The following is a 24,684-nucleotide window of genomic DNA, read 5'->3' on the forward strand; positions in this document are numbered from 1 at the left end:
TATGACTCCACAACTAACTGATAAATATATGGTTACAATAGCAGAACGACTCACATCCGCCTACGCTAGAATTGCAGTAGCGGCAAAAAACGCCCAACGAAATAGTAACGAAATAACCTTACTTGCAGTATCAAAAACCAAACCAAGTGCCGATATTATTGCAGCCTACAAGCATGGCCAACGCCAATTTGGTGAGTCTTATGTTCAAGAGGCTGTAGATAAAATAGCGCAACTACACGCATATAGCGATATCATTTGGCATTTCATTGGCCCTATTCAATCAAATAAAAGCGCATTAGTGGCCGCCAATTTTGCTTGGGTACAAAGTGTTGATCGGATTAAAATAGCGAAACGCTTAAACAGCCAACGACCAGCCGATAAAGCCGCGCTTAATGTGCTTATTCAAGTAAATATTAGTAATGAAGAGGCTAAGTCGGGTTGCCAGCTTAATGAAGTAGCCGAACTGGCCAGTTTTATTAACCAATGTGAACAATTAACTTTACGCGGACTAATGGCTATTCCGGCTAAAAGCGATGATATTACAACGCAAACTCAATATTTTAAGCAATTACAAACTTGCTTTGATAAACTACAGACCCAATATCCTCAAGTAGATACTTTGTCGATGGGGATGAGCAATGATGTTGAAGCTGCAATTAGTGCAGGCTCAACCATGGTGAGGATCGGCACAGACATTTTTGGCACACGAACTTAAAAGGTGATAACAGATATATGTCAGATAAAACAATCGCATTTATAGGCACAGGTAATATGAGCTACGCCATTATTGGTGGCATGGTAAAAAATGGGTTTAATGCAAACAATATTATTGCCACAAACCGTAACCAAGAAAAGCTGGCCAAAGTGGCAGCCGATTTCAAGGTGAAAACCACCAGTGACAATAACGAAGCCCTGCGCGATGCTGACGTAATTGTACTTTCTGTTAAACCACAAATGATGGGCGATTTATGTAAATCGTTTCAAGAGTCGGGTGTCGACTTTAGCGATAAACTGTTTATTTCAGTAGCAGCTGGTTTAACCGTAAAACGTTTGCGCGAAATGCTTGGCCAAGACGTGAAAATGATACGTTGTATGCCTAATACACCTTCGCTACTTGGCCGTGGTGTATCCGGTTTATATGGCGCTGGCGAAACGCCAAGCGAGCACGAATTTGTACAACAAGTTTTTGAATGCACTGGCATTGTAGTGTGGGTTGAGCAAGAATCGCAAATTAACGATATTATTGCAGTTACAGGCTCATCGCCTGCTTATTTTTTCTTATTTATGGAAGCCATAGAAGAGAAAGCCAAAGCACTGGGCTTTAACGATGCAGATGCACGTCGCTTAGTACAACAAACAGCACTTGGCGCTGCCGAAATGGCACTAAGCCAACCCGATATAACCATTTCGCAGTTACGCTCAAACGTAACATCTAAAGGTGGTACTACGCATGCAGCCGTTGAGCATTTAAAAGATAAAGGCTTAACCCAAACCGTTGCCGATGCCATGGATGCGTGTATTACGCGTGCACAGCAAATGGAACAAGAACTTTAAGAAGGTTAAATTATGAATGCCATGCAATTTTTAATCAGTACCCTGTTTGATCTATTTTTAATGGTGGTATTACTGCGTTTTTGGCTACAGTGGGCAAAAGCCGACTTTTACAACCCAATGAGCCAATTTGTGGTTAAAGCCACCTCTTTCGCAGTAAAGCCACTGCGTAAAATTATTCCTGGGTTTGGAGGCCTTGATTTAGCCTCGCTATTGCTGGCATTTTTTGTTGCCGCAGCCAAAATAAGTGTGCTTATGTGGCTTATTTATAAGTCATGGGCTATACAACCTGTGCTTATTCAAGCATTAATCACCGTACTAAAAGAAGGTTTAAACTTAGTTTTTTGGGTACTTATTATTCGCGCTATTCTAAGCTGGGTTAGCCAAGGCTACAACCCAATAGAAGCGGTATTCCACCAGCTGACTGAACCTATGTTAAAACCTATTCGTAAAATTCTACCATCGCTAGGTGGCTTAGATTTATCGGTTTTAGTGCTTATTATTGGTATTCAGTTTTTACAAATGCTGCTTATGGATCTGTTAGTTTAAGCGCTTATTTTAGCTAAAGAGGTCACAAGACCTCTTTTTTATTTTTTAGGAGTTAATTATGCAACGGTTAATTAAATTGTTTTTTATTACCTGTTTAGCTTTTACCTTTAATGCCCACAGTGAGCAAGTTTCCGGCGCGCAGTACAAAGAGTTAGGTCAGTGGCAAGTACATTACATCGCTTTTCCTTCAACCTTTGTGCAACCTAAAATAGCCCAAGCTTATGGCCTTGAGCGTAGCGGCTACAAAGGGATTGTTAATATATCTATATTAGCTAATGATACCAATAACACGGCGCAAAAGGCCGTGCTAAAAGGCACAGCTAAAAATCTACTCGGCAATAAACAAACGCTTAACTTTAAAGAAGTAATTGAAGGCGATGCAATTTATTACCTTGCTCAAGTTAACTACACTAACGAAGAAGTTTTACGTTTTGAGATTGAAATACAGCAAGACTCACAATTTCAAAAATTACAGTTTCAGCAAAAATTTTACGTAGATTAAATAACTTATGATAAAAACTTTAGTACTTGCCACAGGCAACCCTGGCAAAGTAAATGAACTTGCAAACATGCTCAGCCCACTCAATATTAATGTTGTGCCGCAAAGCGACTTTAACGTAGGTGAGGTGGCCGAAACCGGTACCACTTTTGTAGAAAATGCCATTATTAAAGCCCGCCATGCTGCCCTAATTACCGGTATGCCTGCTATTGCTGATGACTCGGGATTAGAAGTAGATGGTTTAAATGGTGCGCCAGGTGTGTACTCGGCGCGCTTTGCCGGTGCAGGTGCAACCGATCAAGATAACATAGATAAGCTACTACTTGAGCTGGGTAATAACCCAATTAGAACCGCACGCTTTTGGTGTGTACTGGTATTAATGCGCCATGCTAATGACCCAACTCCGCTTATTTGTAGTGCCAGTTGGGAAGGTGAAATAACCCTAACCCAAAATGGCGAAGGCGGCTTTGGTTACGACCCGGTATTTTTTGTACCAACGCTTAATTGCACCAGTGCCGAGCTTACAAAAGAGCAAAAAAATGCCATTAGCCATCGCGGTCAAGCATTACAAAATTTACTACAGCAACTTAAGCTAAAAGGCGGCCTGTGAACCTACCACCACTAAGCTTATATGTGCACGTACCTTGGTGCGTGCAAAAATGCCCATATTGCGACTTTAATAGCCACGGACAAAAAGGTGAAATTCCTGAAGCTGAATATGTGCAGCATTTAATTGATGATTTAAAAGCCGACCTGCATTTGGTGCAAGGGCGTAAAATTCATAGTATTTTTATTGGTGGTGGCACACCTAGCTTATTAACTGGCGCAGCTTACACACGCCTACTTAGTGAGGTTAAAAGCCTTATTGGGCTTGAAGATAACTGCGAAATAACCCTTGAAGCAAACCCAGGCACCGTTGAAACTGGCCGCTTTAAAGATTATGTAAAAGCAGGTATTAACCGCATTTCTATTGGTGTGCAAAGCATGCAAAACGACAAGCTTAAAGCGCTTGGCCGTATTCATGGCAGCGACGAGGCAAACTACGCCGCAGAGCAAGCTAAAGAAGCGGGGTTAAATAGCTTTAATCTTGATTTAATGCATGGCTTACCTGGGCAAACTCTCGATGATGCACTGGGTGATTTAAAGCAAATCATTGCCCTTAACCCGCCGCATATTTCTTGGTATCAGCTTACTATTGAGCCCAATACACAATTTGCTTCTAAGCCGCCTACCCTGCCACAAGACGAAACCCTATGGGACATTCAAGAGCAAGGCCAAGAGTTACTTGCCCAAGCAGGTTACCTGCAATACGAAATATCAGGCTATGCAAAGCCCGGCTATCAATGCCAACACAACTTAAATTATTGGCGTTTTGGCGATTATATCGGTATTGGTTGTGGCGCGCATGGTAAGGTAACTGATGCAAATACAGGCATAATAACCCGCACCGAAAAAGTTAAGCACCCGCGTGGTTACATGGATCTGATCAAACCTTACTTGTTTAAAAGCTGGCAGGTTGAACAAGACGATTTAGCATTTGAGTTTTTTATGAATCGCTTTCGTCTAGTAGAGCCTTGCCCTATTAACGACTTTAATGCGCTTACACAGCAGCCATTACAAAGCCAACAACACGCGCTACAACAGGCAATTAAAACGGGCTTATTAATACAAACCGATAGCCATTGGCAAGTAACACTGAAAGGTCAGCGCTTTTTAAATGATCTGCTAGAGTTATTTGTTTAACTCTAGGCTCTAGGCTCTAGGCTCTACAAAATTATAATAATAAATTTCTAACATCAAGAGGATAAATAATGCGTAAATTTACTTTTATTGCAGCTGCAGTAAGCGTTGCACTACTTGCTGGTTGCCAGCAAGCTACACAACAAGTAACAGCAGCACCTGCGGTACAGACACAACCAGTACAAAGCGAAATAAACAAAGCAAATACATTTTTTGAAGATACCTTTACTCGTGACGTAATGAGCAGCCCTGTGTATCAAACTTACATGGGTATTAAGCAAGATTACGACAAGTGGGACGATGGTAGCGAAGCTAAAAAATTAAAAGATTTTGCACAAACCAAAGCTGATTTAGTAACGCTTAATAGCATTAATCGTGCTCAGCTTGATGATGCAACTAAAGTAAGTTACGACTTAAAAAAGCAAGATCTTGAAAACTCAATTGCTGACTTCAAATGGCGTTACCACAGTTACCCGGTAAACCAAATGTACGGCACTCACTCTATGATCGCGGCATTTTTAATTAACCAGCATCAAGTAAGTGATGTAAAAGACGCTAAAGCGTATATATCTCGCTTAAACGGTGTGCCAGCAGTATTTGATCAGTTAATTACTGATTTAGAAGTACGTGCTGAAAAAGGCATTATTGCACCTAAGTTTGTATTCCCGCATGTTATCGACTCAAGTAAAAATATTATAAAAGGCGCTCCATTTGAGCAAGGCGACGACTCTACATTGCTTAGCGACTTTAAACGCAAAGTTAATAAACTAGAAATCAATCAAAGCGAAAAAGACAGCTTAACAGCTGATGCAGTAGATGCTTTAAAGTCGGCTGTTAAACCTGCTTACTCTAAACTGATTAATTATATAGCCCAACTTGAAAAGCGCGCAGATAACCGCGACGGTGCATGGAAATTTCCTGATGGCGAAGCGTTTTATAACAATGCGTTAAAGCGCACCACTACCACAGACCTAACAGCAAAAGAAATACACGCTATTGGCCTTGCTGAAGTAGCTCGTATTCATGACGAAATGCGCGCCATTAAAGATAAAGTAGGTTTTAAAGGCGATTTAACCGCTTTCATGCAGTTTATGAAAACCGACAAGCAGTTTTATTTACCAAATACTGATGCAGCTAAAGAGCAATATATTAGCCAAGCAACCGACCTAATTAATAATATGAAGTCGCGTCTTGATGAGTTATTTATTGTAAAACCAAAAGCCGATATGATTGTAAAACGCGTTGAAGCATTTCGTGAAAAAGCAGCTGGCAAAGCGTTTTATCAACAACCTGCACCAGATGGCTCTCGTCCAGGTGTTTACTACGCCAACCTTTACGACATGGAAGCTATGCCCACTTACCAAATGGAAGCACTAGCCTATCATGAAGGCATTCCGGGGCATCATATGCAAATTGCAATTTCGCAAGAGCTAGAAGGCGTGCCTAAGTTTCGTAAATTTGGTGGCTACACTGCTTATATTGAAGGTTGGGGTTTATACTCTGAGCTAGTACCAAAAGAAATGGGCTTATACGAAGACCCATATTCTGACTTTGGTCGCCTTTCGATGGAATTATGGCGCGCAGCACGTTTAGTGGTTGATACAGGTATTCACGCTATGCAGTGGAACCGCCAACAAGGTATTGATTACTACGTAAATAACACACCTAATGCGACCTCTGACGGGGTTAAAATGGTTGAGCGTCACATTGTAATGCCATCGCAAGCAACTGCTTATAAAGTGGGTATGCTGAAGATTTTAGAACTACGTGAAAATGCAAAGCAGCAACTAGGTGATAAGTTTGATATTCGCCAGTTCCACGACGTAGTGCTTAAAAATGGCCCTGTACCACTTAACGTACTAGAAAACTTTGTTAATCAGTGGATAGCAAGTAAACAAGCTTAACTTGTAATAACTCAGTAACAATATAGAAGGTCGCTTATGCGGCCTTTTTTTGTTTTATAAGCCAATTGTTTAAGCTAGAGTAGGTAACCTGAGCTCCGGATAATAAAATTAAATATAACTATGATTCAATACATTAGTAAATCTCTTAACCAGTGTTCTGGCTAGGTAATAATAAACTAAGGAGATAAGCCATGGAATTATGCATACAATTACTTAACGCACGCCTTGCTAAGTATCAACTCGACGAGCTTGATAACGACTTTAAGCAGTTAACCCCTGCTCAGCAAGCAAGCCAATTAATGCACTTGTATCAAAGCGCGCAGCGAATGAGTGTTAAATATAACTTTATGCAAAATGTGGCAATCCGTATTTTAACCAATAACCCTTTACCAACATCGTTTATTAGCCAACTAAGCACCCTAGACGCATTAAGCTTTTTTACACCTGCACTTAAAGTTAACAAGGGTTTTTTGGCGCAAAATGAGGCCGGTAACACTGTGTTGCATACTGTATTTAAACACCCTGATGCAAATAATTTACCGTTTAACTATGTACGTTCGTTAATGTTATTTGAATCTAACGATGACTTACTAAAAGCGCTGGCACAGCCTAACCTGCAAGGGTTAACGCCAGTTGCCTGTTATATTGCTTATGCAAATAAACCGACTACGCCAATAAAGCATGAGTTCTCGGCGCTACTCGCATTAATGGAAATGGAGCAAAAGCAAAATGCACAAGCAAAACAGCAATTATTAAATGTATTACAAAGCAATACGGTAAACGAAACCACGCTTTTATTAAGCGCTGCCTATTTACAGCGCTCAATAACTCAAGTGATTAATTTACTTAGTCAGAAAGATAATATTCCACACTCGTAACCACGCGAATATTTTTGATTTGCGGCGTATTAGAGTCACGATCACTAATGCTAAATTGCCCTTGGCGAGCCGTTTTTATTTTACCTAATTTTGAATTTGAGTCTTTGGCAAATTTAGTCGCAACTTCACGGGCTTTTTCGGTGGCCTCTTGTACCATTGCTGGTTTAATGTCGTTTAAACCAGTGAACATATACTCCACACGGGTTTCGTAGTTATCTTGCACTATGGCAATATTTTGCTTAGCCAGCTGACTTACCTTGCTCAGGGCATTTTTTACTTTGTCGGGCGCATTTGAATAAACAATAATATTAGAGCGCACTATATATCTAAATTGTTGATTTTCGCTGCCGTATTCGCGAGCTTGTTTATCTATAATTGATTGGCTGCCAGTGCTAATTTCTTCATCATCAAAGCCGTGTAACTTTAAAAATGCAATTACTGCATCGTTTTTACCCTCAACTCTACTCACTAACGCTTCTAAGTTATTGTCGGCATCACTAAATTGCAGTGGCCAGATCACGGTATCGGCCAGCACTTCTTGCTCAGCCAATCCTTTTACTTGTACGGTACGTTCCATACCTTTGATATCAAGCGCAGCACCTTTTAAAATAAATCCTAAGCTAATTAGGCCTATACTTAAACAAATAGCCGCAATAACAATATTAAAGTTAGATGTTTTATTCATTAAAACTCCCTTGTTAAGCGCCTAAAACAACCCTAAACGCTCGAAAATATAATATAAACAGAGTACATTGTGAAATTACAGATAGCAAAGATTAATCAGCATAGGAAAAGCCATGAGTCTCAAGCGTATCAGTCAGTTTTTTAACCCAAGCTCGGTAGCCGTTATTGGTGCATCTAACACGCCAACCCGCGCTGGCTACGTAGTTATGCGTAACTTATTGCAAAGTGGTTTTAAAGGGCCAATTATGCCAGTAACACCAAACCACACTGCGGTGCATGGTGTACTGGCATACCCTAGTATTGATGCCCTACCAAAAGTACCTGATCTCGCGGTTATTTGTACCAATAAAAACACCTTAGACCTTATTATTGAGCAACTTGGAAAACTGGGCTGTCATAATGCCATCATCATTGCTGACGGCTTAAGTAACGCACAAAAACAAACTTTAAAAGAGTGCGCACGTAGCCATCAAGTTACGCTGTTGGGCCCAAATTCTTTAGGGTTATTAATTCCTCATATTGGCCTAAATGCCAGCTTTTCACATACCGTAGCGAGCCCTGGCAAACTCGCTTTCGTTTCACAATCGGCGGCAGTGTGCTCAACCATTTTAGATTGGGCAAAAAACAAAGAAATTGGCTTTTCTTACTTTGTGTCAATGGGCGATTGTCTGGATATTAAATTTACTGAATTGCTCGACTTTTTAGGTCGCGATGCTAAAACTACGGCTATTTTGCTCTACATAGATAACATTGAGGACAGTCGCAGCTTTATTTCAGCCGCTCGAGCGGCTGCTTTTAGCAAACCCGTAATTGTAATTAAAACGGGCAGGACCCATGCGGGCGCTATTGCCGCTGAAGCTCAATCGGGAATAGCGCATAGCTCAGATGCGGTATACGATGCTCTATTTCAGCGCGCGGGTATGTTAAGAGTAAACGATTTACGCGAGCTATTTGCTGCAACGCAAACATTAGCCATGCACCCAAAATTATTAAAAGTAGAGCAGCTCACTATTTTAACCAATGGTGGCGGCCCTGGCGTAATGGCAGTAGATGAGCTAATACAAAGTTCAGGTAAATTAACGCAATTGAGTGAAGAGACATGTGATGCACTCAATAAAGTAATTCCTCGCTCAGAGAAGGCCTCAAACCCGGTGGATATTTTTGGTGACTCAGCCCCGAGCCGCTATAAGCAGGCGTTAGAAATTCTACTTAAAGCTCCTGAAGTAAAAAACTTACTGATTATTCACACTCCATCTGCGCTAGCACCTAGCGAAGACTATGCAAATATTATTGTTAAAACCTTACAAGCACTCCCAAAAATGGCGCGCCCGTATGTTATTACTAACTTTACCGGTGAAGATGCCGCCTATGCTGCTAGGCGTGTTTGCGCTAATAACGCGATCCCAACTTATCGTACTCCCGAGGGCGCTGTTGGGGCCTTTATGCACTTAGTTAGTTATCGACGCAATCAAAAGCATTTAACCCAAACACCTGAGTCGAATACCGTAGATACAAAAATTAATAAGTCGGCAGCTAAAGCCTTAGTAAATGAATTTTTAGAAGAAGGACAAAGTTATTTACCGACCCATCAAGCGAGCCAAATTTTAAGTCATTACGGTATTGAGTGTATTCAAACCGAAGTGGCTTACACGCCAACAGAAGCAAAAGAGCAAGCCATTGAGTTAGGGTTTCCGGTGGCGCTAAAATTAATTAGCCCAAGCATTCCTTCAAAATCTGAAGTGGGTGGCGTAGTGCTTAACTTAAATGACGCTCAAGAAGTAGAGCAAACTGCTTTTTCGATGTTATTAAGAATAAAGAACACTTATCCCGATGCAATTATTGATGGTTTTTCGCTACAAAAAATGGCGCCGCGTGCCGGAGCCAACGAGCTGCGAATAGCAATAAAAACAGAGCCTAATTTTGGTCCCGTTATTTTACTAGGAGAAGCAGGCACCGGCCTTGAATACGCACAAGCAGCAGTAGCTTTGCCCCCGCTAAATATGAACCTAGCAAAATACTTAATTGCCGCGGCGCACGATAAAGGCGTACTAAAGGATCGTATTCTACCTGAAAAAGTAGATAAATATCGGCTCTGCGCACTGCTTACTCGCATCTCGCAGTTAGTAATTGATCAGCCCGACATTAGTTCCTTAGAGCTCAACCCTATATTAGCCAGTAATGGGCAATTTTTAGTGCTGGACGCCACCATGACCATTAACCGCTATCGAGTGCAAACGCACCGTAAACGTTTATCTATTCGCCCCTACCCGATTGAATTGGTAGAGGGCGTAACGTTAAAAAATAATACCCAAGCGACGCTGCGCCCAATTAAACCAGAAGATGAGCAAGCACATCAGCAGTTCGATCAGTCTTTAACTAAAGAGGATCGCTATAAACGATTTTTTGGGGAGTTAAGGCAGTTTAATCACGACCAACTCGCTAAAATGACGCAAATAGATTACGACCGTGAAATGGCCTTTATTGTATCTCAAACATATCAAGGGCAGCCTCGTACTCTTGGCGTCTCGCGCGTTATTATGGATCCTGATAATTTACAGGCCGAATTTGCCGTTGTAGTGCGCTCAGACTGCCAAGGCCTTGGCCTAGGTCGTATATTAATGACAGCTGCAATTGAGCACTGTAAGCGCCAAGGAGTTAAATCTATTGAAGGGATTACTTTACCAGAGAATACCGGCATGATTGAGCTTGCGCGTAAATTGGGCTTTAAAATAAGCCGCGACTTTGAAGAAGGCAGTATAAATATGGTACTTAAACTATAAATGAACTATATACGAAAACTTAGACAAAAAATTGCGCACACTTTTGAAGCCTCTGGAGAGTATCAGCGCGCGGGGCACATACTTGATGTAATGCTGGTTTGTCTCATAATGGTCAACGTAGTTGCCATTGTCCTTGAGTCTGTATCGAGTATTGCTAAGCAGTACCATGAAGAATTTTTCTTATTAGAAATTGTTTCCATAACTATATTTTCTATTGAATACATAATACGGCTTTGGACCTGTGTAGACAGAGTTAAATATGCAGCTATTGAGGGCTCAAATACCAAACGACGCTTGCACTATATTTTTTCGCCTTTAGCATTAATTGATTTAATTGCTATATTACCTAGCTTATTGATGTTTTTCTTTATGCTAGATTTGCGCTTTTTACGAGTTTTAAGGTTACTGCGAGTATTTAAGTTAACCCGTTATTCGCGTGCTATGCAGTTGCTGTTACAAGCATTTATTGATGAAGGCAGTACACTTTTAGCGGCATTTTTTATTATGGCCGTGGTGCTTATTTTAGCCTCTTGTGGTATTTACTTGCTTGAACACGATATACAGCCCGATAAATTTGGCTCTATCCCTGCGGCAATGTGGTGGGCTATGGCAACGCTAACTACCGTAGGTTACGGCGACGTAGTGCCCATAACACCTATTGGTAAACTATTTGGTGGGGTAATAACCCTAGTGAGTATGGGAATGGTTGCAGTGCCTACCGGTTTACTTGCATCGAGCTTTTCAGAGCAAGTACGCAAACGCCGTCAAGTATTCGAAAATGCAGTACATGAACAGATCACTAACGGCACTCTCAGCGAGGAGCACCTCAGTCACCTTGAAGATCTGCGTTACAAACTAGGGCTGAGTAAACTAGAGGCCAATAAAGCCATAAAAGTTCAGCTTAACGAGCGCAGCGAACACATGTTTTGTAGAAACTGTGGCAAGCGCCCATAAATAGGTTAAAAGTAGTTGTCAGCTTTTAGCTGGCAACTGCACACTAAGGGTTTTCCTTTAATCTTGCTTAAACACGTCGCTCCAATCGCGAGTAATTAAAGGAATAACAGCATTTGTGGGCACAGGTTTACTAAATAAATAACCTTGAAAATAGTCGCAACCAAGTGCTTTTAAAAATACTAATTGATGGGTACTTTCAATGCCTTCTGCCACACATTCTTTATTTAAGCTGTGGGCTAAAGTAAGCGTAGATTGAATAATTGCCTCATCATTAGAATCAACCCCTATATCTTGTACAAAACTACGGTCAATTTTTAATACATCAATAGGAAAGCGCTTCAAATAAGTTAACGATGCGTAACCTGTACCAAAGTCATCCATATAAAGCCTACAACCTAGTTGTTTTAACATATCCATACTCGATAAGGCCTGCTTTGAATCGCGCATTAATATTGATTCTGTTATTTCAAATACAATCGCCTTTGAAGGGATAGCTGCTTTAATTAATGCCTTTTTAATTTCAGGCACCAAGTGTTCAAATTCAAAATCGAGTGCCGATAAGTTAATCGACAAATATAACTCGGGAGCAATTTTGCGCCAAGCCACTAACTCTTCTAAAGCACGGCCCAATGTTTGCAGCATTATTTTTGTAATTAAACCAATACTCTCTGCCGCTAACGAAAACTCTTGAGTGTTCACTAATTGATTTTTTGGCCAGCGTAGCAATACTTCAAAGCCTTCGGTTTTTTGGCTATTAGCACTTATAATAGGTTGATAATAATTACAAAATTCATGCTCTTGATACGCTTTAGTTAACTGCGATTCTAGGTGCAGTGCTTTTTGCACCCGTTGATTCATCTCTTGCTTATAAAACTTATAGCTCCCTTCTAAATTATCTTTAGCGTGGTATAAAGCAATATTGGCAGCTTTTAATAGATCTTTATATTGCTGCGCATCATCTGGATATGTGGCAACACCAATGCTTAAATTAATATTAATTACTTGGCCATTAAGGGCAATATTTTTATTAACACAGCCCATTAATTTAGTGCAAACGAGCAATACCTCTTCTATTTGTTGTATATCTTCCACCAACACAACAAATTCATCACCACCAAATCGAGCTACGCTATCGCTGGGGCGTAAGGTACTTTTTAATCGCTCTGCCACTGTTTTAATCAATTCATCGGCAACTTCTCGCCCTAACGAATCATTAAAGTGTTTAAAGCGTTTAATATTAATATGCAGCAAAGCAACCTTACTGTTATGGCGCTGTGCTTGCTCAATGGCATGTATTACACGGTCATTAAATAATGCCCTATTTGGCAGGCTAGTTAGCTGATCGTAGTTGGCGAGTATATGCAGCTCATTTTCTGCTAATTTTTGTGCATTAATATCGGTTAAAATAACAACGTAACTGGTTAGTCTGTGTTCGTTATCGGCAACTGCACTTATTTTAACAAGCACGTGGCGTTGCTCGTTATTAACCAATGTTACTGTGTCTTCGCAAGAAAAGTGCTCCCCTACATTGAGCTTTTGCATAATGCGCAAGTAATCAAAGCGGCTGCTGCGCGAAATTCCTAAATTAAGTACTCGACTAGAGCGTGGCTCAGCTGGGAAGTTAAACGCTGTTTGTAAGGATTTATTAGAGGCGCGTATATTAAAGTTTTTATCGAGTATAAATACCCAATCGCGAGTTTGCTCAAAGGCTGCTGCGAATAAGCGAGCATGCTCTTCAAACACCATTTCACGGGTCATATTGGTGTAAGTTCCGGCCACTTTTTGCGGTAATTTATTATGCCACTCTACTACTTTGCCAAAGTCTTTGTACCAGCGCCAATGCCCTTTTGCATGCCTAAGCCTGTAGGTACAATTAAAAGATCCTTTATCTGTAGATAAAAACTCTAACCACTCCAATCTAAATAAAGGTCTGTCTTGTGGGTGTATTTTTACTAAATAGTCATCTAAATTTACGCATTCAACGCTGTAGCCTAATTCATTTATTAACCGCGGTTGATAAATACTAAGGCTGCTTGACTGCCAGTCCCAAACCCCGGATTCACTGCCCTCTAGTGCCAGTTTTAAACGCGCTTCGCTTTCTTTACTTTCTTTGTGAGCTGCCAATAAAATACGCTGTACTTTATTGCGGCGCATTACCCAAGCAACCACTAAAGCAATTAACAATAATGCATATAGCACCACAAAATAAGGGGCACGCCATAGTGGGTATTTCACTTTTATTTTTAAACTAGCGGGCGACGTATATTCGCCGGTTAATGGGTCTTTAGCCCACACTTTTAATTGGTAGTTACCCGGATTTAATTTTGGAAATAACACTCTGTTGTTACGGGTATAACTTTTTTGCCCGTTATCGAGCTGATACTCATAAATAATCCGCTCTTGAAAACTAAACGACATTGCCGAAAAAGCTATTTCTAAACCTATATCGTCATGATTTAATGTTATTTCTTCAAGGGGTTGCTGTAAATTAAGCGACAAGTTTCGCGACATTAAATTGATCCGAGTAATATTAACGTGATCAATTAACGCTTTGGTGTTTTGATTGTTCATTGGGTGAAAATAGGTAAAGCCTTTTAGGCTACCATAAGCAATACGCCCATCTTTTAAATGTGCCATAGCGCCGCTGTTAAATTCTGCAGAGAGCAGCCCTTCTGACGTAGTAAATTGCTGAAAATGCAGTGTAGTCGGGTTTAAACGCCAAATGCCTTTATGACTACTCATCCAAATCATGCCATCGTCATCAAGCACCATATCGTACAATAAGGTACCCAATTTGTTTTTGTCTAAATCAATAGTATGAACAAGTTCATACGTTAAGGCATCAATGCCAATCAGGCCAAAGTTGGATAACGAGAGCCATAAAATATTATTACGATCAACTTCATACGACAGCACATTTATGGCAACATTTTCATGTTGTTTAGGAACCTTATATATTATTTTTAGAGTTAAACTGTGAGGATTAACTTGATATAAAATCCCACCACTAAAAAATAAAGGTTTATCTGGTTGTGTCGATAATGGTGGTAAAAACCCATGCGCTAAAAAAGGGTCAAACTGAGTAAACTCGCCCTCTAACTGGGTTAGTTGCTGGGTATTAATATTATACATAAGCATGCCATGATCTGAGTGCACATAGTACAAGTTACCATCGGGCATTAAAGTAACACCATGAACCCAGCCGGTGATCAGCTTTTGGTTGCTCGGATTTTGTGTTTGCGGCTCAGTTAATTGCAGGCTAACAGGGTCAAAAATAAATAAACCTCTGTTGGAGTGCAGCCATAATTTATTTTTATAAGGCATTATTTTATAAATAGTAAATTCAGTGGTTAGCAAATCAACTTTAAAATCTTGTAAATACGTTTTGCCTATATTTGTTTTTAAATCAACTTCAGTTAAACCATTATGCGTAGCTAGCCATAGCTTGTCTTTATACTCAGTAATACCCCAAATAGAATGATGCGATAAGCCGTCACCGCCAAGCATGCTGCCCTCAACATTGGTAAACTGATAGTTATTATTGGCTAAATAAAACGCCCCATCTGTTTTAGTGGCCACCCATGTTCCACCAGAATTATCTTTAACCATATCAATAATACTGGTATCGGCTAGGGTATATTTACTTTGGTTAATGCGGGTGTTTTTTATTATTTCCCCCGTTTTTAAATTAAACTTGAACAACCCTTTATCAGTGGCTAAATCAATTTTTTCATGGTCATTTGTAATTTGCCAAATATTTAAATTATCAAGCAATACACTATTGTTAAATGCCACATCGGGGCGCTCAAACATGCTCGATAAATTACTAATATCAACTTGGTACAACCCTTTAACAGCGCCCACTAATAGCTGATTATTGTTAGCAATAGCAAATGACTTCACATTATTTTGGTAAATATGCTCAGCCTCTGCGCGTAAATGCTCTAATGGCCGCACTTTTTCACTGGCAATATCAAACACATAAGCACCATGACTAGTACCAATAAATATATAGCCGTTATAATAAAATAGCTTTCTAACTAGGGTGCTTTTGTATTTACTCGGAAGCTCAAAAATAGTGGTTATTTCACCACTTTCAATATCAAGCTTTGCAAAGTCACGGCCTCGGCCAATCCAGAGGGTTTTATCATCTATTGCTAACATGCTAAAAACAGATTGATTAATTATCTGCTCTTCGCTTAGCGGCTTTTCTAAAAACTGTTTATAAGAATCGGTAGCTGGATCATAGCGAAATAGCCCTGCCAGCAGTGAGGCAATCCAAATATGCCCTTGGGTGTCTTGATATATGCGGTCAATAATAGCTTCTTCAAGCTCACCATTAGGCCCGTTAATTGGCATTACTTGGTAGCCATCATAACGGTTAAGGCCACCTTCTGTTGCCAGCCATAAGTAACCGTTATTATCAATAAGCATAGTATTAACATAGCTTTGAGATAGCCCCTCACTAGGAGATAAACGCTTCACTTGTGCGTTTATTTGGCTGCTCATTATTAGCATAAGTGCGAGCAAGCAACTTATTGTTCTGTTAATAGCTTTACCCATTCTTGATCCCACTTATTATGTTGCTTTTGATAGGTATTTGACAGCGACGATATACGATATTGGCACACACCAAAAGCACTACTAAGGAATGATTATATGTTAACATCGAGTTAAAACCAATAGTGCGGTATAAATCAGGTCTACTTTTAGAGATGAATGTATAAATCCTATAAACTAAAGAGGTTTTAAATCAACTCGAGCTGCTCAAGTAAGCACAACATTAGCCTAACATTAGTGCTAAATACCTTTCAAATTGTTGCTTTAAAGAAGCTTGCTCTGCAATAGGGCGGCTATGGAGGGTGTTATATATTTGCTCACGTGTTTTTTTCCCGCGCTTAATTTGATACGCCCAAAAAGAAGCCTCATAATCTAACTGAATTTGATACTTTTGTTCACGAGGTAAATTACATAAATTAAAACTCACAGTAACTCCTATTACTTACTAAAGATGTTTTATTATACTTATAAATAGTTATGAATGCTGCTTTAATAAAGCATCTAGGCCAACAAGCTTAGTCAGCTAAATGCTATATTATGTTTGGGGATTTAATAGCTTATTGGCTCAGATAATTACGAATTTAATCAACAAAGGGCACGCCCCCTAACTAAAAGTCAAAACCTTGCTGATTAATTAATTCGCTAGCGGCAGTAACGTCTAGTTTTTTTTGTATAAAACGCTTGTAGCGCTGCTGGCACAAATTTAATACTTTTTTCTTTTGTGCGTTGGTTAACGAATTCCATAAAAAACGCTCATCGCGGCTACGATAACAACCTTTACAATATCCCCTATTATTAACCAAACAAATACTCTTGCAAGGGCTTGGAATATCAAATATTTCAATTTGTTGCATTGCCCCTCCCCACACTTATAAAGATACAGGTTAAGTATAGCGTTATTTACTCAAAGAGCAGCTTTGTGAGTAATTAGCTCTGGACGTTTAGTAAATCTCTTAACCAGATAAAATGTAGGTATCAGCCGGGGCATAAACCACAGCCCAACATGCGCTGAAGCTGTAATACAAATTTACTTCGCTTTAGCTAAAGTGCCGTAACAAAAAGCAGCTTTAGCTATTAGCTTTCAGTAATAAAAATACTTTAAATAAATACTGAGTGACTTTTATCGCTTACTAAAAGCTAAAATATAATCGCCAAAAACTGCCTTTAGCTTTTAATGCTCACAACTTTTAATATTTACTTCTGCTTTACGATGATATGGCTTTGCATACATAGCTAATACCAAAGGTTTAAGCTCTTCGGGCACTTTATCCATACGTTTTGCAAACTTTGCTGCGTCGGCTTTATTAATGACCGCTTCTGTACAGCCGCCTGCTATAAAGTTACCTGGGTGCAAATAAAATGAATCTATTATTTGTTTATCTATTGTTTTAGCCAGCTCATCTGCGCTGTCGCAATGTGACTCTATCGGCTGTCCAAAAGCTAAATGAATATGTCCTTTAGATGAGCTAAAACCTTCAACAATACTGGCTATGTCTTCACCTACAGATTTTACATATTGACCATGGTGTTGTTTATGATAAAGCTCTTTTGCTTTAGCAATTGCGCAGGGTTCGTATTGATACGATATTGATACCGGCACTATTTTTAGCTCTTTAATATAATCGCCAAATTCTTTTTTTTGCTTACGCCCATTTAGTTGTAGCATCTTTAGTAGTGCCGGATCGGTTTGATCTACACCGTCTTTTGCTCGCCCTTCTTTTTGCGCTATCCAAATAGAGTTTCCTGCTGTTAGTGAGTCATAAATATAGGAAGATAACTGCGTTAATGCTTTAAGCATTTCTTTAGGGGCTTTTGCAGATCGCTTTACTATAAAGCTTTTATTTAATCGCATAAGCTCAGTGATATAGGGTCTTTGCAATAAATTATCTCCTATTGCAATGCGCACTGTTTTCATTTTATGTTGAAACAATCCCCAATTTACTAAAGCCGGATCGAGCACAATGTCACGATGATTCGATATAAATAAATAGGCCTGATTAGGGTCTAGTTTATCCAACCCTGAAAAAGTGACTTCTGACGTAGTGCGTTTTACTAACTTATTTAAATACTTTGCAACTTCATTTTGTACATCTTCAACGCTATTAATTTGGCCCCATTTTTTACGTAGTTGCTGTCTAATTAATGGTCGTGCAACAAATGGAATTGCCGATAAAATGCGTGGTAAATTGTACTTTGCAATTACATCAATAAATGCATTATCGTCAATTAAACGCTTCAGCGAAGTGGCAACTTCATCATCATTGTAAGGTCTTATGTCAGCGTACTTATCTTCTAATTCAATCATTTAGCGCATCTACAAAGTTAAAAACGGCACGCCAAAGCGCACCGTCGTGTCTAATTTTGATTATAACTCAATCAAAAATACGAAACTAGCAATACTAAAGTTCGATTTACCTAGTTCAAATAGAGTTATAGTTTAGTCGGCAAGTTTATAAGTTTGCACACTTGATGCAACTTACATTGCCCTGTTGTTATTTATAGTGAATATTAGTTAAAGCAAATAGCTTTACTAAAGCTGCATGGCGACGGCAGTACAACAAAATAGCCGTAAAGGGTAGCATGTAACAACTAACCTAGTGGGCAGACCACATTTAAGTTGGCCTACGTTTTTACGACTTTAAAATTAACAAAGTGTATGCTTTATAGTACTTTAGTGTATTAATCTTGCATACGTATGCTGCGCTGTATTTGCTTTCATTAGTACTGCAAATATTTCCAACCTCAAATCAAGCAATGCAAGCATTGCAAATAACTCTCTTAAATGGGGTTTAATTTTAGGAAAAAATATGAAAATTACTATTCTCGATAATGCGACTCTTGCTAAAACATCACTTGATTGTATTGCTCAATTAGGTGAGCTTACCGTTCATGAATTAACAAGTGCGGAGCAAGTTGTTGCTCATAGTAAAAATGCTGACGTTTTAATTACCAACAAAGCAGTTGTAAACCGTGAAACTATGAGCCAATTAAAATCACTAAAGCTAATTTGTGTTAGTGCCACTGGTACTAATAATGTAGATTTAGTAGCAGCTAAAGAGCTTGGTATTGCAGTAACTAACGTTGCCGGCTATTCAACCCCCTCTGTAGTACAACATACCTTTTCTTTAATCACTAATTTATTAGGTAATACACATCGCTACCAAGCAGACTGCCAGCAAGGTGCATGGCAAAAAAGTGAAATGTTTTGCCGTCTAGATTATAGCTTTAACGATTTACAAGACAAAACATTCGCTATTATTGGTGGTGGAACCCTTGGTAGCGCGGTTGCAACGGTTGCTAGCGCTTTTGGCGCAAATGTAATTACTGCCGAGCGCAAAGGGACACAGTGCCGTGAAGGTCGTATCCCTTTTGAACAAGCAATTAAAACCGCCGATATAATTAGTGTGCACTGCCCATTAACCGATGAAACTCGCGATCTAATTACACTCAATGAGCTTAAAATGATGAAACCAAGTAGCATTATCATTAATACTGCACGTGGCGGCATTATTAACGAAGCAGACTTAGCAACCGCTCTTGAGCAAAACTTAATTGCAGGTGCCGGGGTTGATGTGCTGACTAAAGAGCCCGCTGAACTAACTAACCCACTGGCTAATTATAAAGGCAATAACTTACTGCTTACGCCACATATTGCTTGGGCAAGCACAGAGTCAATTGTACGTTTGGTAAATGAGGTAAGTTTAAATATTGTGGCGTTTACGCAGCAGCAATCACGTAATCGCTTAGTGTAATACCTTGCTGTAGTGCCCTGCTGTAATGCCCAGCTGTGTAGCTCTAAAAAGCGCTACACTTTTTTAAATGTGTTCATCCGAAAATTAACTATTAAACGCCAATAACGTTGGCGTTTACTTTACAAATAAAAGTTTAATTAGCGGGCAACAACTTGATTACGGCCACCCTCTTTCGCTGCATATAAACCTAAATCAGCTTCTTCTAAAAGTGCCTGCTCAGTTTCAATACTTGCGTTTTCAGTACTAGCTACACCAATACTAATAGTTACATGCTCAGCATTAAGCGATGCTTTATGCGCTATATTTAATGCATTAACAGCATTACGTAGCTTATTTGCAAAGCCTGTCGCTTCAGCTTTATCTACACCGGGTAAAACGGCTGCAAACTCTTCTCCGCCATAGCGTGCAATAAAGTCACTGCCACGCTCACATTGTGCCGCAAGTGCTTGAGCCACCGCTTTTAAGCAGTCATCGCCAGCTCGGTGCCCATAAGTATCGTTGTAACGCTTAAAGTGATCTATATCCATAAGTAGCACTGAAAGTGGTGTGTTGTTGCGCTTACTTTTACGCCATTCACGAGATAGGTTTTCGTCTAGGTTGCGTCTATTGGGTATTTCGGTTAGGCCATCAATCGAAGCTAACATTTCAAGCAAATCATTTTTTTGCTTAATAAGCAGTTGATTACGTACTCTTACGCGCACAATTGATGAACAAAATGGCTTAGTTATATAATCCATTGCGCCTAGTTCTAAACCTTTAGACTCGTCATCATGGCTGCTATTTGCCGATATAAAAATAACCGGGATCATTTGCGTTGCTGAATCTTCTTTTAATTTAACCAGTACTTCGTAGCCATTCATCCCTGGCATAACAATATCGAGTATAATTAAATCAACTTGTGTTGTTTTTATAAAAGTAAGCGCTTCGTCACCACCTTTAACTAAAAACACCTCATGCTCATCGCTAAGTGTTTTTTCGAGTACAATTCGATTAAGAGCATCATCATCAACAATTAATACTTTAGCTTTTTTTGACATCCATTGCCCCTAAAACGTTTATAAAAACAACCACCTGTTCTAACTGCATAATAAGCTCTTTCGTTGTTATTTCAACAGCTTTATCGGTTGTTTTAAGATCTTTTTCAGTTTGCTGTGCACATTGCGACAGTCGACTAAAGCCTAAATTACCCGCTACGCCTTTAATACTATGCGCTATACGAATTAAGTCATCTTTATTATTACTTATTTTGAGCTGCGCTAATTGAGTTTTGCACACACTAGCAAATTTACCGATCATAGTGTTAAGCAGTGTTTCGTTTAAACTAAACTGAGTTAAAGCAAATGAGTACTCAAAAAAGCTCGGCTTATAAGGTGCTAAATCGGTTATTGCACCTATAAGCACTTCTGCAACCACAGGTTTAGTTAAATGCTTATTCATGCCACACGCTAAAGAGCGTTCAATATCTGCAGGCTCACAATGAGCGGTTAGTGCAAAAATAGGTAATTGCTCTGCACTATACTGCTGCCTAATTAAAGTTGTTGCTTGGCAACCATCTAAATGAGGCATTTGCACATCCATTAAAATTAAGTCTGGCATTAAATTCGGTAATAATGCCATACCATCAATGGCACTGGTGGCTGTAACCACATTAATTTTTGCTTGGCGTAACACGCTGCTAATTATTTCTAAGTTTAATTGATTATCATCAATCGCTAACACTAACAGACCCGACACACTTGGGTTTAATTTCGTTGTATTCGTTATTTTTAAAGCTGACTCTAAATTTAAATTAAACAATCGCTGTGCAAGCGCTGACGTTTTAATATGCTGTACAGTTAAACCCATGCTGATCGGCAAATTTAACCTTGGTTGATTACTTACAACAATAAGCGTAATTGCTTTTGCAAATAAAATATCTTTAATTACAGCTACCGCTAATAAAGCAGGTAAATCTGCTGCACCTATAATTAATTGCTTGGCTTTTAAATGCTCCCGAGGAGATTTTAATATTTGCTCTAAATTAGTATAAGTAAGCGTAGGGAATGCATTTATAACCTGAGTTAATTCGTGACTATCCGCTGATAAAATAACTAATGTATTATCAGGTAGCTGCTTACAAGCAGGTACAACATCTAATAAAACACTAAAGTAAAACTCACACCCTTCGCCTTTTTCACTATTTAGCGCTATTTCGCCACCCATTAACAGCACTGCCGACTTTACAATAGCCAGCCCTAAGCCCACGCCATGATGAGTTCGCGTAGATGACTCATCCCCTTGGGTAAAGGCATCGAATAAGCGCCTTTGATCGGCTTTATCTATGCCAACTCCGGTATCTATTACCTTAAAGCAAATATGTTGTTGCTCTGAGGTATCGCTTGGTAATAAATCCATTTTAAGGGTAATACTACCGGTTTTAGTAAATTTAACAGCATTAGTTAATAAGTTACCTAATACTTGCTGTAAGCGAATGCTGTCGCATATAAGGTTGGGGGCAATTAAGGGATCAATATCAATAATTAATTCAATCCCTTTGTTTTCACATAAAGGTGCCGTTAAACTTTCACAAATATCAACCAACTCAACAATGCTAAATGGCGCGAGTTTTAACTGCGCTGCCACACTTTCTACCCGTGCAAAATCCAGCATTCTGTTAAGCATTAACAACAAGCTGTGTGCTGCGTGCTTAGCTTGCGCGGTTTGTTCTAATTGTTTTGGCGTAAGTCCTTGCTCAATAAGCATATCAAGTAAACCAAATACCGCATTTAGCGGTGTGCGGATCTCATGACTTAAATTAGCAATAAATCGACTTTTTGCTAATGTGGCGCGCTCTGCATCATGTTTTGCTTTGGTTAATATACTTATATCTTGAATATGAATAACATAATACAGCGGCTCGGCATTTTCATTCCACACTAACGACACGCTCAGCTGTAACCAATCTGCCAGTTCGCCGTGCGCTAAAGTTAAATGGTATACCCGTTTTTTATTATTTAGTAATTGCGCTAACGTGGCTTTAATTTCTTGCCATTGGGGGTTACTAAACACCCGATTTAAAGGCGCTCCCGCCAATAAATTTTGTTCAGAAGATAGCTCTCTAGCCGCTTTATTCGCTTGTAAAATAGTATGATCAAGCGAAAGTAACACCACTCCATTAGCCGCAAACTCTATCGCACTTCTAAATTTAGTTTCTGATTCTTTTAATGCATGTAGGGTTTGCTGTTGCTCGGTTATGTCGCGGCCAATCCCCATAACGCCTAACAGTTGTTGCTGTTCATTATAAAATGGCGCTATGGTTAATAAGTAAGAGCGTTCTGCGCTATCAATACGTTGTTGAATTTGCGTGCGATTGTGTAGTACTTGTTGCTCTAGCTTACTAATTTTTTTACTATCGCTGCTCTCATTTTCTATTAATTTACCAACTAGCTCAGCTTGCTTTTTACCAATAAATGTTTCAAAAGCTTTATTACAACCTAAAAATAAGCCATCAATACTTTTAAAATAAATAAAGTCAGGAACGTTATTAAGTACAGTATTAAGTAAAGCTAAATGACGCTCTTTGGCTTCGTAGCTGCTGGTTAGTTTTTCAGACTGTAGCTGCAATTTTTTATCTAAATCTTTATTAACGTTCTGTAGGGATTCGACCAGCTGAGTATTTTTAGCAAATATAGCTTTTACCTTTAAAAACCATGGCTGCCAATTTAAAGGAATTTTATAGTTTAACTGCTCGCCAGTTACAGTGTCGTTATGCTCTAGATAACGCATTAAAAAGGTCATCGGCTTGATAAAAATACGCTGGCTCAACCAAAAAAACACGCTAAACATAATGCTTAAAAACACGGTTAAAAATATAAATTCTATCGCTGTTTCGTAAATAATCGGCGCAGATAACTGCTCTATTGGCTCATGGTAGGCAGCATGTATAGGGTAGTTACCAATTGGCTGCATTAAAAACTGATTACCTTTAATTTCCTTAGTATTATTGTGCTCTATTAATACTGCCGGCCAATATTGATTTAACTTAACAGCTTTGTTTATCAACTTTTGTGAGCTGGCAATAACCTCATGATACTGATTCATAAATATATATTCGCCTTGCTGCGGCGATACTTTTTTTAGCCAATTAGAAATAGCTTGTAAGTCATAAATAAGAACTATGTAATCTTGGGAGTTAATATCTTGTTGTCGGCCAATGGCAAAGTAGGCTTTATTAGCAACCTTAATAATTTGGCTAGAGCTGAGTTGCTCGGTTAAAAGTGGTGGTTTAAATTTGCCTTTTAAAATATCAGTTAAAAAGGCACTTTGGCTACGATCTCGCCTGGCAACGTAAGCAAAACCTTGCTCATCAACATAAGCAACTGCACTTAATGACTGTATTAGCGCTAACGTGGTGTTAAATGAAGGGGCTAACATAACGACTTTTTGCCAGCGTAATAAGGCACTTTGCGATTGAGAAAATTCGCCAGCACCTACTATTTCGCCATTTAAATTACTTAAATACCGATAGTAATAGTCATCATACTGATTAACGTGCAATGGCATTGTGCTATCTGCTGAATGCGGCTTAGGTTGGTGATACAAATTAAACATAGCGGTAAATAAATTATTTACCCCAGCCATAGTATGTTCAATTTGCGCCGATACATTAGCAAAATCGCCATGGCGCTTTTCTATCGCACGTTCAACCTTAATATTGTAAAGGTGCAAACATAATAATAAAGCCACAAACAAAGGCACGGCCAAAGCCACAACTAAAGAGCGGTAATAATCTTTTAAGGGTAAAAACTTCAACTGTTTGCCTGTTTTATGGCTCAATAATCAGCTAATAGACTA

At 39.3% G+C, this 24,684-nt stretch carries 18 protein-coding genes; 11 read left to right on the forward strand and 7 right to left on the reverse strand.

What is annotated here, in order from left to right; genetic code table 11:
• Window position 1: 1 nt before the first annotated feature.
• From I6F41_RS02580 to I6F41_RS02615, 8 genes are all read left to right on the forward strand, one after another.
• On the forward strand, window positions 2-715 hold the full coding sequence (locus I6F41_RS02580) for a YggS family pyridoxal phosphate-dependent enzyme (protein WP_011329252.1): 714 nt from the start codon (window positions 2-4) through the stop codon (window positions 713-715).
• A 17-nt stretch (window positions 716-732) separates the two neighbouring features.
• A complete protein-coding gene (gene proC, locus I6F41_RS02585; RefSeq protein WP_011329253.1) occupies window positions 733-1,554 on the forward strand; it encodes a pyrroline-5-carboxylate reductase in 822 nt (273 codons plus the stop codon).
• A gap of 12 nt (window positions 1,555-1,566) precedes the next feature.
• A complete protein-coding gene (locus I6F41_RS02590) occupies window positions 1,567-2,100 on the forward strand; it encodes a YggT family protein (RefSeq protein WP_011329254.1) in 534 nt (177 codons plus the stop codon).
• Between the two features lie 58 nt (window positions 2,101-2,158).
• A complete protein-coding gene (locus I6F41_RS02595; protein WP_011329255.1) occupies window positions 2,159-2,602 on the forward strand; it encodes a DUF4426 domain-containing protein in 444 nt (147 codons plus the stop codon).
• A 7-nt stretch (window positions 2,603-2,609) separates the two neighbouring features.
• On the forward strand, window positions 2,610-3,209 hold the full coding sequence (gene rdgB / locus I6F41_RS02600; protein WP_041454577.1) for an RdgB/HAM1 family non-canonical purine NTP pyrophosphatase: 600 nt from the start codon (window positions 2,610-2,612) through the stop codon (window positions 3,207-3,209).
• On the forward strand, window positions 3,206-4,342 hold the full coding sequence (gene hemW, locus I6F41_RS02605) for a radical SAM family heme chaperone HemW (protein WP_011329257.1): 1,137 nt from the start codon (window positions 3,206-3,208) through the stop codon (window positions 4,340-4,342). The genes rdgB and hemW overlap by 4 nt, the downstream gene beginning before the upstream one ends.
• 68 nt (window positions 4,343-4,410) lie before the next feature.
• Window positions 4,411-6,243: a DUF885 domain-containing protein gene (locus tag I6F41_RS02610; protein ID WP_197107648.1), complete on the forward strand. Its 1,833-nt coding sequence runs from the start codon at window positions 4,411-4,413 to the stop codon at window positions 6,241-6,243.
• A 191-nt stretch (window positions 6,244-6,434) separates the two neighbouring features.
• A complete protein-coding gene (locus tag I6F41_RS02615) occupies window positions 6,435-7,121 on the forward strand; it encodes a hypothetical protein (protein ID WP_182683906.1) in 687 nt (228 codons plus the stop codon).
• On the opposite strand, the gene I6F41_RS02620 is transcribed toward I6F41_RS02615, so the two are convergent.
• Entirely contained in the window at window positions 7,090-7,806 is a 717-nt protein-coding gene (locus I6F41_RS02620) for an SIMPL domain-containing protein (protein ID WP_179806947.1), read from the reverse strand. The genes I6F41_RS02615 and I6F41_RS02620 overlap by 32 nt on opposite strands.
• Window positions 7,807-7,918: 112 nt before the next feature.
• Here I6F41_RS02620 and I6F41_RS02625 point away from each other — a divergent pair, with 112 nt between their 5' ends.
• Together I6F41_RS02625 and I6F41_RS02630 are read left to right on the forward strand one after the other, a co-directional pair.
• The gene (locus tag I6F41_RS02625; RefSeq protein WP_197107649.1) at window positions 7,919-10,585 is read left to right on the forward strand and encodes a bifunctional acetate--CoA ligase family protein/GNAT family N-acetyltransferase; all 2,667 of its coding nucleotides are present in this window, start codon (window positions 7,919-7,921) and stop codon (window positions 10,583-10,585) included.
• On the forward strand, window positions 10,586-11,539 hold the full coding sequence (locus tag I6F41_RS02630) for an ion transporter (protein ID WP_011329262.1): 954 nt from the start codon (window positions 10,586-10,588) through the stop codon (window positions 11,537-11,539).
• A 57-nt stretch (window positions 11,540-11,596) separates the two neighbouring features.
• On the opposite strand, the gene I6F41_RS02635 is transcribed toward I6F41_RS02630, so the two are convergent.
• The 4 genes from I6F41_RS02635 to I6F41_RS02650 form a co-directional block, all read right to left on the reverse strand.
• On the reverse strand, window positions 11,597-16,102 hold the full coding sequence (locus I6F41_RS02635; RefSeq protein WP_182683904.1) for an EAL domain-containing protein: 4,506 nt from the start codon (window positions 16,100-16,102) through the stop codon (window positions 11,597-11,599).
• A 220-nt stretch (window positions 16,103-16,322) separates the two neighbouring features.
• Window positions 16,323-16,526, reverse strand: a complete 204-nt coding sequence (locus I6F41_RS02640) for a DUF3283 family protein (protein ID WP_011329264.1) — start codon at window positions 16,524-16,526, stop codon at window positions 16,323-16,325.
• A 181-nt stretch (window positions 16,527-16,707) separates the two neighbouring features.
• Entirely contained in the window at window positions 16,708-16,953 is a 246-nt protein-coding gene (locus I6F41_RS02645; protein ID WP_011329265.1) for a DUF1289 domain-containing protein, read from the reverse strand.
• A 317-nt stretch (window positions 16,954-17,270) separates the two neighbouring features.
• Complete coding sequence (locus tag I6F41_RS02650; protein WP_011329266.1) at window positions 17,271-18,404, reverse strand: 1-acyl-sn-glycerol-3-phosphate acyltransferase; 1,134 nt, start codon at window positions 18,402-18,404, stop codon at window positions 17,271-17,273.
• Window positions 18,405-18,906: 502 nt separating this feature from the next.
• Here I6F41_RS02650 and I6F41_RS02655 point away from each other — a divergent pair.
• Window positions 18,907-19,851, forward strand: coding sequence for a D-2-hydroxyacid dehydrogenase (locus I6F41_RS02655; RefSeq protein ID WP_182683903.1), 945 nt, complete (start codon window positions 18,907-18,909; stop codon window positions 19,849-19,851).
• Between the two features lie 137 nt (window positions 19,852-19,988).
• Here the strand turns inward: I6F41_RS02655 and I6F41_RS02660 are convergent, their stop codons facing one another.
• Both I6F41_RS02660 and I6F41_RS02665 read right to left on the reverse strand, forming a co-directional pair.
• Window positions 19,989-20,888 carry a GGDEF domain-containing response regulator gene (locus I6F41_RS02660; protein WP_182683902.1) on the reverse strand — a complete coding sequence of 300 codons (900 nt, stop codon included), beginning with the start codon at window positions 20,886-20,888 and terminating at the stop codon, window positions 19,989-19,991.
• Complete coding sequence (locus I6F41_RS02665) at window positions 20,872-24,642, reverse strand: PAS domain-containing hybrid sensor histidine kinase/response regulator (protein ID WP_182683901.1); 3,771 nt, start codon at window positions 24,640-24,642, stop codon at window positions 20,872-20,874. The genes I6F41_RS02660 and I6F41_RS02665 overlap by 17 nt, the downstream gene beginning before the upstream one ends.
• Window positions 24,643-24,684: the final 42 nt, after the last annotated feature.

The sequence above is a fragment of the Pseudoalteromonas sp. SCQQ13 genome (assembly GCF_015864415.1).
GTDB lineage: Bacteria > Pseudomonadota > Gammaproteobacteria > Enterobacterales > Alteromonadaceae > Pseudoalteromonas > Pseudoalteromonas nigrifaciens.